Annotated in this window: 13 protein-coding genes; 5 read left to right on the forward strand and 8 right to left on the reverse strand. The window is 36.4% G+C overall.

Features of this window, described 5'->3' with window-relative positions; translation table 11 throughout:
• The first annotated feature begins 8 nt into the window (after window positions 1-8).
• The gene (locus ACTJJF_RS03815; RefSeq protein WP_440698752.1) at window positions 9-2468 is read left to right on the forward strand and encodes an SEL1-like repeat protein; all 2460 of its coding nucleotides are present in this window, start codon (window positions 9-11) and stop codon (window positions 2466-2468) included.
• A 665-nt stretch (window positions 2469-3133) separates the two neighbouring features.
• On the opposite strand, the gene ACTJJF_RS03820 is transcribed toward ACTJJF_RS03815, so the two are convergent.
• Genes ACTJJF_RS03820 through ACTJJF_RS03850 form a run of 7 tightly spaced genes read right to left on the reverse strand, consistent with a single transcriptional unit; the run spans window position 3134 to window position 7620 of the window.
• Window positions 3134-3778: a DUF2306 domain-containing protein gene (locus tag ACTJJF_RS03820; RefSeq protein ID WP_440698753.1), complete on the reverse strand. Its 645-nt coding sequence runs from the start codon at window positions 3776-3778 to the stop codon at window positions 3134-3136.
• Window positions 3779-3806: 28 nt separating this feature from the next.
• On the reverse strand, window positions 3807-4196 hold the full coding sequence (locus ACTJJF_RS03825) for a hypothetical protein (RefSeq protein ID WP_440698754.1): 390 nt from the start codon (window positions 4194-4196) through the stop codon (window positions 3807-3809).
• 24 nt (window positions 4197-4220) lie between these two features.
• A complete protein-coding gene (gene nudK, locus ACTJJF_RS03830; RefSeq protein WP_440698755.1) occupies window positions 4221-4802 on the reverse strand; it encodes a GDP-mannose pyrophosphatase NudK in 582 nt (193 codons plus the stop codon).
• Window positions 4803-4832: 30 nt separating this feature from the next.
• Window positions 4833-5741: a TIGR01777 family oxidoreductase gene (locus ACTJJF_RS03835; protein ID WP_440698756.1), complete on the reverse strand. Its 909-nt coding sequence runs from the start codon at window positions 5739-5741 to the stop codon at window positions 4833-4835.
• Between the two features lie 28 nt (window positions 5742-5769).
• Window positions 5770-6114 (reverse strand): hypothetical protein, encoded by a 345-nt coding sequence (locus ACTJJF_RS03840; protein WP_440698757.1) that lies wholly within the window; start codon window positions 6112-6114, stop codon window positions 5770-5772.
• Between the two features lie 6 nt (window positions 6115-6120).
• Complete coding sequence (locus tag ACTJJF_RS03845) at window positions 6121-6714, reverse strand: HPP family protein (protein ID WP_440698758.1); 594 nt, start codon at window positions 6712-6714, stop codon at window positions 6121-6123.
• Entirely contained in the window at window positions 6715-7620 is a 906-nt protein-coding gene (locus tag ACTJJF_RS03850) for an arginase family protein (protein WP_440698759.1), read from the reverse strand.
• Window positions 7621-7967: 347 nt separating this feature from the next.
• Here ACTJJF_RS03850 and ACTJJF_RS03855 point away from each other — a divergent pair, with 347 nt between their 5' ends.
• The 3 genes from ACTJJF_RS03855 (at window position 7968) to hisS (ending at window position 10434) form a co-directional block, all read left to right on the forward strand.
• On the forward strand, window positions 7968-8300 hold the full coding sequence (locus tag ACTJJF_RS03855; RefSeq protein ID WP_312302864.1) for a single-stranded DNA-binding protein: 333 nt from the start codon (window positions 7968-7970) through the stop codon (window positions 8298-8300).
• Between the two features lie 14 nt (window positions 8301-8314).
• Window positions 8315-8770, forward strand: coding sequence for an HRDC domain-containing protein (locus tag ACTJJF_RS03860; RefSeq protein ID WP_440698760.1), 456 nt, complete (start codon window positions 8315-8317; stop codon window positions 8768-8770).
• 314 nt (window positions 8771-9084) lie between these two features.
• Window positions 9085-10434, forward strand: coding sequence for a histidine--tRNA ligase (gene hisS / locus ACTJJF_RS03865; protein ID WP_440698761.1), 1350 nt, complete (start codon window positions 9085-9087; stop codon window positions 10432-10434).
• A 92-nt stretch (window positions 10435-10526) separates the two neighbouring features.
• Here hisS and ACTJJF_RS03870 read toward each other — a convergent pair whose 3' ends face one another.
• Window positions 10527-11492 (reverse strand): dimethylarginine dimethylaminohydrolase family protein, encoded by a 966-nt coding sequence (locus ACTJJF_RS03870; RefSeq protein WP_440698762.1) that lies wholly within the window; start codon window positions 11490-11492, stop codon window positions 10527-10529.
• A 226-nt stretch (window positions 11493-11718) separates the two neighbouring features.
• On the opposite strand from ACTJJF_RS03870, the gene ACTJJF_RS03875 reads away from it, so the two are divergent.
• Entirely contained in the window at window positions 11719-12573 is an 855-nt protein-coding gene (locus ACTJJF_RS03875) for a PH domain-containing protein (protein WP_440698763.1), read from the forward strand.
• The last annotated feature ends 65 nt before the right edge of the window (window positions 12574-12638 follow it).

A 12638-nucleotide genomic window follows, 5' to 3' on the forward strand; every position in this document is an offset into this window, starting at 1 on the left:
AATAAAATATGGCACACCGTATTTACGTATATAATGTTGATTCAGAAACAGGAGAACAATATTCTCATTATCTGGGCGAATGGAATTATGAAATCCCCGAATTGTTTCTTCCGCTATTTTCCTGTGAGCCGAGATCGAAGGGAAAACTACTGTACTTTGATAAGATCAATGGCGTAGAAAGGCTGAAATCATTCTATCAGCTATTGGGTGAGCACTATCAGTTGCTTTATAAAAAGGTATATTACGAGCCCGTCAACAAAATGTTTGAGATGCTGGATGCTCTTCCTTATGATACTTTTGTGATAGATGCCTGGGATGTCTTCAATATGAATGAAGAAAAACACAGCGATCAGGCCAAAGACTGGGTGCTGGAGATCAAAGAAAAAAGCAGGCTGTATGATAAAGCGATATCTAAGCAGAATCTGGGATGGCTGGAAAAAGAAATCTTTGCCAGAAGTGGCTATGAATCCTTCCTGGATATGCTGCAGACAGACTGGGTAGAGTATGGTCTCGGCTATTGGAATGATGAGCTGTATAAAAATCCTACAGAAGCTTTTGAGGAAAACAGTCTTTGGGGATTAAAAGATAAAAAAGGAAATATAGTAATACCGGCCGTCTATGACGAAATATTTGCTTTTAATGAGGAAGGAATTGCTGTAGCACAGAAAAACGGTAAATTCGGATATCTGAATAATGACGGAAAAGTGCTTGTGGAATGTACCTATGATGAAGCCTTTGATTCTCTTTTTATAGAAAACAGAAATTATGGAATCATAGAAACAGATAGCAAAAGCGGGTTAATCGACATCTACACAGGAAAAACGGTTATTCCCTGTGAATATGATGAGCTGGAGTTGTTGTGGTACACCGGGCTTTTCAATGCTAAAAAAGAAGGGAAATATATTGTCATTGATATAGCGGGTAAACAGGTTATTGCCAATGAGTCGGAGGAGCCATTTGAACATGATTATTCCGGTTTTCTGTATCAGAAGAAGGCAGGGACTTCCAAAAGGGCCTATTATACATTTGACGGTGTTTTCTTGGGTGAACATCCTGAAGACGTGTTGTATCCCGTTTCAGACGGATATTATTCAGTCAAGCCCAATAAATTCCAGAAAAAACATAGCATCATACAGCCGGATGGAAATCTTCTGGATACCGAGATCGATAAGATCGTTAAACTGGACGACTGGTCATCTTTTGCCTACAAGAAAGATAAGAGATGGTTGATATTGGATACAAAACATAAAGTATACAGATTAAGCGATCATATTATTGAGAATATAGCGGTCAGTAATTTCAATTATCTGATAAAAGATGTAATGATCATCACGGATCATACCGGAACTGGCCTTTATAATGTTCCTGAAGACCGATGGTTACTACCTTTATCTGAAAACCACCGTAAAATCGAAATCTGCAGTCATGAAGCATTTCGTATAACCACCCGTGAAGGCATGTTCTATTATGATCATAAGACGGGAACTGCCGGTGAAGTATACGATTATATCTGTGAAGGAATAGAATATCAGGAAGAATTACTTTGTCTTTTCAGAAAAGAAGAAATGTTTATTCTGGATATCAACAGGGTCTTACATCCTGTTCCTGATGCCAAAATGGGAGCTTTGTATAAGCAACGCTATAATCTCCGTGGAAAAGATCTGGAATATTTCACAAATTTTTATAACCAATGGAAAGAAAGGGTAGGCTCCGGGTATGAGGCTTATTTTGATAATGATACTCTAAGATCAAAGGCGGCTGAATACCAAAATGAAGGAAACATCAAAGATGCGGTAAGGCTTTATACTATTGGTGCGGATCGTGGTGATGCAGAGATGATGATGCAGCTGGGATACATCTATACAGACCGTGATATTCCGGAGTTTTATGATCTTGAAAAAGGTCTTTTTCTGTATGAAAAATCGGCACAGAAAAACCAGCCCTATGCATGGAATAATCTGGGGTACCATTATCAGGAGGGGATAGGATATCCGCAGGATGTCAAAAAAGCATTAAAATGTTTCCGGAAAGCTGCAGAGCTTGGAAACGGATTGGCTTTACAGAACCTTGGAAACCTGTATTTCTATGGCGAATATCTGCTGCAAGACTATGATACTGCTCTGGAATATTATAAACAGGCAGAAAAAAAACTCTATCCCAACTCACAGAATATGTCTGAAATCTACTACCGGAAAAACGATTATGCTAACCTTCAGCGGTATTTAAAAAGAGATCAGGAAGATTCTTACTCTCATATTTATTATGGAATTTTATATGATGAAGGATTAGGCGTGAAACAAAGTTCTAAAAAGGCCATAAAACATTACGAAAAAGCCCTGGAATATTTCACCTATTCTTACGCATTGGAAAGGCTGCTGTATTACTATAAGGAAGATCCTGAGTTTGCGGACCCTGCAAAATATAACTACTGGAAGTCTTTTGGCGAGGAAAACGATATGGAGGTATAGGGAAAACTTTCTAACCATTAAGGAGTTCTCAATGATTTGTTTCTTGAATACTCATGCCATCATTACAATTGTGGAGAGTGTTTGCTGTATTGTGTTTTAATCTTGGTATAATCGTTTTTAATAAAAAAATAATCTATGTATTTTGACTGGATCTACCTTTTTCTATTCGTGTGTTTTTTCCTTATAATTGGAGTTTTTGGAGCAATTTCTTATATCATTATGCGCTTTTGTAACCAATGGACCCAAAATCATAAATATGAAGTGCTGTTTAATACCGTGATATTCATTGTGGCATTTCTACTGGTATCGTCTGCCAGTATTTATATTTTTGCTGCAAATGTTTCCTTTGAGCGGTAAATAAGTTTGGCCTGATTCATAAGAAAAATTGAGATATACATTAGAGATTTGAAACCATTGATGGAAAATATTTTGTGTTTCTTATGTAGTTTTTTAATTTTAAAATAATAGTTTTACATAAATTAACCAAATGGACTCATTAACTATTTTAACGATCTTTTTTGTGGTAGTTTTTGCCGGAATTTCCTATCTGATTATGAATTTCTTTAATCGATGGACGAAAGACAGCCAATATAGAGCACTGTTTAATACATTAATATTCATTGGGTCCTTTTTAGTTATAGCATGTATTACCTTCTATATTTTTATTATGAATCTCTCTTTTGAGCGATAGAAACCGGGTTTTTTCTGAGAATAAGATAAGCAATCAATAGATTGATCACAAGGGCCAGCCAGACATTGATGCCATAGAAAAGCTCATAATCGTGATACTTTTCATTATAGAACAAATTTTTAATGAGCCGGAAAGTAATGGCTGTAGTGGTTACGGCATAACTTAAGATCATATAATTCTTATGCCTGCCAATATTACCCTGTTTGATTGAAAGTACTGCAACAATAGTAAAATAAGCCCAGAGAATATCCTGTATCAGAAACCCTGCAATGCCGATAAATCCTCCATTGGAAAATAATCCAAGAACAAAACAGGCGGGAACATTGATGATGAGAATATTATAAACATACGCTTTACCAATGATTCTGTGCAGATTTCTGTTCTCTTTCAGAAACTGATTCGAAAACTGTGTTAAGCCGGCCAGAAGGCAAAGTGTTATCGAAAAAATGTGGATGTAGAAGAAAGCCATCCAGTATGGATTGTTGATAACCTGCTGTTTAAAAGCCAGAAATCCTATGTTTTTTTCAAAAGAAGTATATTGGGAAATTGTTTTCAGCATCAGAATACTGAAAATAACAACTGAAAATAGGGCAATTACTTTAATAATTTTTACAGTCACAGATTTAATCTCTTGTTAATTCGTTTTTTTATACAGAATATTGACTGTTAATATGAATAATCTCCGGATTTTGCCCGTCCAGATTCCTTTTTGATCTTCCGTATAAACCTATTTCGAGATCATCAGGCATTTCATTATCCAGTTCTGACGGGTGTACATAAGTATACATACCATATCCGTGCCCGGAAACCAGCCAGCCTTCAGTCAGATGTAAATGGATCGTATTGAAGTCTCCTGCAGAACTCCCCGCAAATACCGGCCCAAATTCCTTCATAAGTTTCAAGGCTTCATCTTTTACATCCTTAACGGTTGTGATATCATCAAAAATAATATAAGTGCCATTTTTAAAGAGTACCCAATCCTGAAATTTCGGATTAATGGCGAGTTTTATATGCGCTATAATCTCTTCGTTATTCATTGTTAAAATAAATTTATCAGTTTACTATAATATTCCTTTAATCCGTAAATGCTGTAACAGCATAATCGTTTTCGCATCTTTAATTTCTCCGGTGTCAATCATTGAAAGTGCGTTATTGAAGGACAGCTCCAGTACCTCAATATTTTCTCCTTCCTCTTCAAGGCCGCCGCCATCAGTAATTTTCATCTCACTGGAATATTCTGCGATAAAAAAATGAAGAATTTCCGTTACAGAGCCGGGAGACATATACGCTTCAAATATCTTTTCAATCTTAGAGATCTTATAGCCTGTTTCTTCTTCAGTCTCTCTTCTGATACAGTCTTCGGGATTATCCTGATCCAAAAGTCCAGCACAGGCTTCAATCAGCATCCCGGTTTTATTTCCGTTGATGTAGGTAGGAAGTCTGAATTGTCTGGTCAGAATAATGGTACCGGAAACTGTATTGTAAAGCAGGATAACCGCACCGTTTCCCCGGTCATAAGCTTCTCTGCTTTGGGTTTCTGTGGTTCCGTCTTTTTTGTGAACTGTGAAAGTAACTTTATTTAAGGTATACCAGTTGTCTGATAAGATCTCTGTTTTTACAATATCAATGTCAGGATTCTGCATAGTGTTGTTTAACTTCTTTATTTTTAATAATTATTGATTCTTTAACAGATTTTTTAAAGCATTTTTCAGATCCGGGAATTTAAAATGAAATCCCGCATCCTGAATTTTCTGTGAAGATGCCCGTGAGCCTTCCAGTATGGCATTGGCAAGCTCTCCAAACAGCATTTTTAGAATAAAAGCGGGAACATTGGGCATCAATAAAGGTTTATTCAAAACTTCTGCTATTTTCTTTGTGAAATCAGCATTGGTAGTATGCTGAGGTGCAACAGCATTGTAAGCACCATGGAGATCAACATTCTTTAAAGCAAATTCATACATATAGCAAATATCTTCAATGTGGATCCATGGCATATATTGGTTTCCGCTTCCTAATGGAGAACCTATGTAATATTGAACAGGAGGGAGCATTTTCTTTAATGCACCGTCTTTTTCAGAAAGAACAACCGCAGTTCTTATCTTAACGACTCTTTCTGCAAGATTTTGTTCCTTAAAATGATCAGCAGCCCTTTCCCAGAGTACCACCACTTCACTCAGGAAATCATGGCCGGGTAGATCGTTTTCAGAATATATCTTTTCTGTAGTCTCTGTGCCATAAAAATTAATTCCTGAAGCTGAAATAAAAGACTTAAGTTTAATTTCTTTCCTGCTCAATGCATTTCGTAATAATGCTGCAGAATCTGTTCTGCTGGAAATTAATTCTTTCTTCCGTTCTGCTGTCCAGCGTTTCTCAGAAATATTGGCGCCGGCAAGATGAATAATGTGAGAAACATTTTCCAAAGCAGATTCCTCAAGAGTTCCTTTCTTTACATCCCATTCATATTCGTTGGCATATTTCTTTTTCCGGGTCAGGAATCTCAGTTCATATTCATTTTCAATTTTCCCGGCCAGCTCCCGGGCAATCATGCCACTGGCACCGGTAATCAGAACAACTTCTTTCATAATAATAGTTTTAGTGTGATACAGAAGACTATGGTTGATTTTTTACAATCAGCACAAAATCATCTTCAAGGAGTTTATAGCCATAATTATAAATAAATCTGTATTCAGAACCATTTTTATAAATCTTAATACTGGTAAAATAATCGAAATCAAAACCTAGGCCTTCCAGTTTAGACCGGGCTGTTTTAGTTTTGCCTTCAATGTTGGTTTCTACAAGAATTCTGTAATTTTTGCGAAGCTTGTTATTGATATTCCGCATCAGATTCGTAGAATCTTTATTCTGTTTATTGTTGTAGGCGTTCCGGCAGGCATCATTGCAAAACTTTTTATCAGACCTTCCGATGATCTTTTCGCCGCATTCCAGACAGTTCATTTTTATTTATTTGGAGTGATGGGTATGTCTTTTCTTTAACAGTCTTTTAAACCTGCTGTGGGAAGGATAACTTCTGTTAGGCGTAATATTGTTGAAAAACAAGGCCACAAGCAGCAGGATAATACACCCCGAAAGAACCGGAGAGATAACGTACCAATACCCTAATTCCGGAATTTTTCCCGTTGAACTTACCGCAATCAATGCTGTAGCACCTCCCGGAGGATGCAGGGTTTTTGTATATTGCATCAGCACAATAGAAAAGGCAACAGCCAATGGTGCCGAGAGCCAGATGATGTCAGGGACGATCTTATAGACGGTAACGCCTACCAAAGCTGAAAGAACATGACCTCCCACCAGATTTCTGGGTTGTGCCAGAGGACTCTGTATTGCTCCATAAATCAATACACTGGATGCACCGAAAGAACCGATCAGAAATATATTTTCAGTCTCAGTCAGAGAATGGGATTGAATGAATGCGATAATTCCGATTCCGAAAAATGCTCCTAAAAAAGACCAGAAATGTTCCTTATAATCAACCAGCGTTTCCTTATAGATCACATATTTTGAGACTCTGAACGTTCTTTTTATTGTCTTCTTCATTTAATCTTCTTTACTTTTTATAATTTGAATTAGATTTTCTATAAAAGCTTGGGTATATATCCCGTTTTCATCATAATAAGGATCCAGAATGGTTATTTCAATACCAAAACATCCGGAATTTTTAATGAGTGGTTTCAGCATGTCTTGGAGATCAGTATAACTGATTCCGTCTTCCATTCTGCTGTCAACGGCAGGCATCAGCTCGTCTTTCAGGACATCCACATCGAGATGGATCATAAAGCCGTCCAGTTTTTTTTCATTGATCATTTTCAGAAAATCTTCTGCCGTTTTGCTGAACCCGTTTTTCCTTAATGCCTCAATATCGAAATAATGCACTTTGGAGTTAATGATCTGACTGACATATTCTTCGTCATCTGTCTCTGCATTTCCACAGCAAAAGATGTTCTCTTCCCTGAAGTAGGGCTTCAGACCATCAATATTCGTTAATTTATCATGCCCCGTTCCTGAAATAATTGCAAGATCCATTCCTGCCGCACCTCCGGTCTCTGAAAGTTCAGGCGGAATAAAATCAGTATGCCCGTCAAGATAGAAAAGTCCGAAATTTCCCAGTTTTTTTAAAGCAAGTGCATTGCCTATCAGAATACTGCAATCGCCGCCAAGAAAGATGTTAAAGGAATTTTTATGGTGATGAGCCAGAATAATCTCGGCCTGTTTTTTAGCATATTCAACAATCTGATCTGCATTTCTGACTTTCGATTCTTCATCAAAATCCATTGCATATTCCGGGGCATTAATTCTGAAAATGTTTTCAGGATCAATTCTTTTATGGAAACCGAACTTTCTGAGCCAGTCCGGAAGCTTTCTAACGCCGGGCTCTATCTCATGCTCTTTCTTTGTAAGTCCCAAATTGAGAGGAAACTCAAAAATATTGATCTCCCTTTTCATAAATGAATTTTCACAAAGATAAGGAATTATCCGTTTGTAAATGGATAAGTTTGAGGGTATAAAGCCATTTTTAAAAAGAAATTAAATAAGCTTAAAATAATTATTGAGAAAGTAATTTAGAGAATATAATCTTATGATTCATATCTGTCTGAAAGTAAAAAATACTATGCCATAAGAGAAATTATAAAGTGGTCAATTGGGTTTATCCGGTTACAAACGACTACAAATGAATTTAAATAGTTTATAACCGACTATTGTGTGGTGGCATCGGCAACTTTGCAACAGAGATTTGAGAAAACAGTGAACGTCTCTTATCTGAATTTATTAATCTTTAAAATTTAAACGTTATGTCACTAAGAAACAAAGTAACATTAATTGGTTACACAGGAAAAGAAGTTGAAATGGTAAACTTCGAGAATGGAAATGTAAAAGCAAGTGTGTCTTTAGCTACCAGCGATCATTACACCAATGCTAAAGGCGAAAAAGTAGAAGAAACACAATGGCACAATCTGATTGCGTTCGGAAGAACAGCTGAAATTTTTGAAAAATATGTTTCAAAAGGAAAAGAAATTGCCATTGAAGGGAAGCTTACGTACAGATCGTACGATGACAAAGACGGTGCAAAAAGGTATATCACAGAGATTCGTGTAGATGAAATTCTGTTATTGGGAGGCAAATAATTCTAAAAACGCAAATGATGAAAGTAAAAGTTTTTAAAATAAGACTTCCTGAAGAATTTCTCTACAAAGATCAGAAAATGCTGGATGATTTCCTGGAAGCCAACGAGATCATGAAAGTAGAAACAGCTTTCGTGAGTGAAGAACGATATTGGTCTGTTATATTGTATTTTGACGAGTTAAAACAGCTTAAGAATACAGTCAAAGAACCAAAGATGGCCAAATACTCTGCAGAAAATGACTCGCTGAGTTCTGACGAAGAAGAAATTCTGAATGCTTTGAAACTCTGGAGATCAGAGAAGGCAAGAGAGCAGAATCTACCGACTTACTTTATAGCAAGTAATAAAGAACTGATGTCTGTTGCGAAGTATAAGCCCGCTAAAAAAGAAGAGCTGCTTGAAATTAAAGGATTTGGAAAACATAAAATTGAAAATTATGGCGAAGAAATCCTTGAAATTCTTGAAAGTGTCTGATTTTGAAAGTGAAAATCAATGAAAGTAAAAGCTGAAGAAAAAATCTTCAGCTTTTGAATTTATTATAGCATGAGCAGCTTTGATAGGCTTTCCAGTTCAAAACCATATGCAGATCAGATCCGGTTCTTTCTTTTCAACCTATTTTATACTATGTAAAGTCCCTGCAATTCCTTATTTTTGCAGGACTTATCCGTTTAAATAATTTAAATTTTTAAATTATAAAGCAGAGAAAAAGTCTTTCCCTTAGGTGTTTAAGGTTTTATTCACATATGGATAAGCAACAAGTTTAATTAATATCATTGATCCATTATAAAATGAAGCCAAGTTTAGCAAAAGGAACGAGAGATTTTACAGCACAGGAAGTTTCCAGAAGAAAATATATTATCAATATTCTTCAGAATAATTTTGAATTATTCGGATTTCAGCCATTGGAAACACCAAGCTTTGAAAATCTTTCCACTTTGACAGGAAAATACGGAGAAGAAGGAGACCGTTTGATTTTTAAAATATTAAATTCAGGAGATTATACTTCAAAAGTAAATCAGGAAGATTGGGACAATAAAAGTCATCAGAAGCTTACTTCACAGATTTCAGATAAAGCCCTTCGTTATGACCTTACCGTACCTTTTGCAAGATTTGTAGCAATGAATCACGGGAAACTGACATTTCCGTTCAAGCGCTTCCAGATTCAGCCGGTATGGAGAGCAGACCGTCCTCAGAAGGGGAGATACAGAGAATTTTATCAGTGTGATGCGGATGTTGTGGGAAGCGAAAGCTTATTGCAGGAAGTAGATTTCGTTCAGCTGTATTTAAAATCATTTGCAGATCTGAAAGTGCCTGTTACCATCCATATGAACAACAGAAAGATCCTTTCCGGATTAGCTGAATATGCAGGGATCACAGACAAGCTTATCGATTTCACTGTAGCTTTGGATAAACTGGATAAGATCGGTAAAGAAGGGGTTATAAAAGAACTGCTTGAAAGAGAAATCTCTCAGGAATCTATTGATAAACTGGACTTCTTGTTCAGCCAGTCAGATGATGCTTTGGAAAACCTCCTGCAGTTAAAACAAAAATTTGCAGGAAATGAGATTGGGCTGAAAGGAGTAGAAGAGTTGGAATTTGTACTTACACAATCCTTAAACCTTGGTATTGATATTCAGAATCTTGTGTTCAATATTACTTTAGCAAGAGGACTGGATTATTATACAGGAGCTATTTTTGAAGTAAAAGCAGATGAGGTTGCCATGGGATCTATCGGTGGTGGTGGAAGATACGATAACCTTACAGAAGTGTTTGGAGTAAAAAATATTCCGGGAATTGGTATTTCATTCGGATTAGACAGAATTTATCTCGTGATGGAAGAATTAAATCTTTTCCCTGAAGAGGCATCTTCTAAGATAGAATATCTGTTTGCCAATTTTGGAGGTGAAGAAACTACGGAAGCTTTAAAACTGATCCTGCAGTTGAGGGCCAAAGGAATTTCAGCAGAGTTATATCCTGAAAATGCAAAAATCAACAAACAGTTTACTTACGCTGAGAAAAAAGGAATTAAAAATCTTGTTTTCTTAGGCGAAGAAGAAATTAAAAATCATACGGTTACCTTTAAAAATCTTGAGGCTGGAGAACAGAAGACTGTTTCTTTAGAAGAGTTTTTAGGATAACAATATAAAGCAAAAAAGACTTAGGTTTGGAAGAGATAATATTTGAATTACTCCAGAATCTAAGTCTTTTTTATTATTAGGAATCACTTTATCTAATGTCTTAATAACGGTTGCGTACTGCATCGGAAAGAACCTCCGAAGCTTCTGCTTATTGAAAAATCAATATATTCTACTTTGATACCTTCTTTCTCTATCTGTTCACCTATCCGTTTAAAAGCCGGGTCTGTAATATAAACTTCCGGAGATACAGGAAGGCCATTGGTCGCAAGATTCATAGCTTCATCTATGGTTACAGGAATCTTTTTCCATTCTTGTAAAGAGGCAGGAATGCCATCAGGAAACGCTTCTTCGCAAACAATCATTAATCCTTCTTTTACAAACCCAAGAGCACAATCAAGATGTAATATATCAGGATGAAGTTTTACCTTCTCCACAACATAGCCTTGAGGTTTTACAAGTTTTTGTAACCATTGAATTCCTAAATCATTGGATGCTAAGCCAGAATTTCCGACAAAAACATGTTTTCCTAAAACCAGAACATCTCCACCTTCCAGAAAAGGACCTTTTCCTAATGTTTGATCTTCAGGATCAGCAATTTCAGGTTGTGGTACTGCCACATAAAAGCAGTCCTGGGGGTAGACGGACTGTAAGAACAAATCACGAACCGGAAAAACTTCATTTCTCCTGTGTAAAAAACGAAGTGAAGCTTCTACTACAAAATTTCCCACGGTAAAAAACGGATCTCTTACAAAGAAATTGGAATAGCCTGCTGTTCCTACCGATTCCTTTTCAGTATGAGTAAGTTTACGGGGCCGAACAACATTTACACCGTATTTCTCAAGGGTTTCTTTTAAATTCTCCCTTTCTTTTTCCCATTGTTTCTGAAGTTCAGGAAATGCTTCAGCGTAATCTTTCCCTTTGTTTTCAAAGTTTTCGTCTACTGCTGCGGGATTCAAAAAACGAAGATCTTCAGGGCGTGGTTCTTTGGGATATCCAAATTCTGATTGAGCAAGGACAACTGTTTTCAAAGGAGCAAATTCATTTTCAACAAAGATCATAAAGAAGGTATTTTAGAGATTGTATCGCAGAAATTTTTACAAGCAATTACAAAAATACTTTAAAATTGACATTCAAAAGAAAAACCTTTTTGAAAAGTCACAAGATTTAATATTTTTAGACTGAAAAATCGATCAGAATTTGTAATTTGGATCGATATAACAAAAGCAGGAAAGAATGACCAGCCTGTTTTCAAATAAAACTCTTAAACATAAAAACCAGATGAATATGATTTGCGCATTATGTGGAACACCACTGACGGCTACAGATATGATTGTAGGGAAAAATAAACTTGCAGACGGCGGTTACTTGTGTGTTGAATGCTTTACAAAAGCAGTTCGTGTCAATCCCGATCTTCTCAATAATCTTGATCAGTTTTACTTTGCAGAAATTACAGGAATGCTCCTTAAAAGTAAAATTGATGCCAGCCAGAACCCAGGCGAATCCCAATATGCCGGTGGAAGTACTTATGCTTACGATGCTCCCACCAGGCTTGACGAAATCAAAGATCAGATTGTAGCGCTGAATGCAAGGCTCAGTGTTTTAGCAAATGAAGAAGTCAACGAATTGGCTAATATTCTGGACAGAGATGAAAAACTCTTAGCCATAGCCGAAGGAATTGATCTTCAGAGTAAGCGGGAAGGAATTATTTTTTCGACCCAAAAAAGAGTAGCTTTTATCGATAAGAAATTCTTAGGTGGAGTGGTAAAGAATGAATTTCCTCTTCATAGCATTTCTTCCATTGATCATGCTGAAAATCTTTTGTATTCGATTCTGAAGATCAATACCAATGCAGGAGCAGCAAAATTTAAGCTGCATAATAAAAATGACGGCAGATCATTTACCGGTATTAACAGAAATTTCAGATACTCTGAACCTGTAAAACAGAATTCCAGACCTTTACAGGCGTTTTCTCAATCTATTCTTGATTTTGCTCAGGAAAATGTATATAGCACCAATCCTCAGCCATCTTCCGGAACCGTTTTTGAACAGTTGGAAAAATTGGGTAAACTGAAAGAAATGGGTGTACTGACTGATTCTGAATTTGCAGAACAAAAGAAAAAGTTATTAGATAAACTTTAATTATTTGCTTTAAATCACAGAAAAAGCTGGAATAAACTTTGCATTCTGATCTTACTTGAAAAACT

This window comes from Chryseobacterium sp. 22458 (assembly GCF_052044975.1).
In the GTDB taxonomy this organism is placed as follows: Bacteria; Bacteroidota; Bacteroidia; order Flavobacteriales; family Weeksellaceae; genus Chryseobacterium.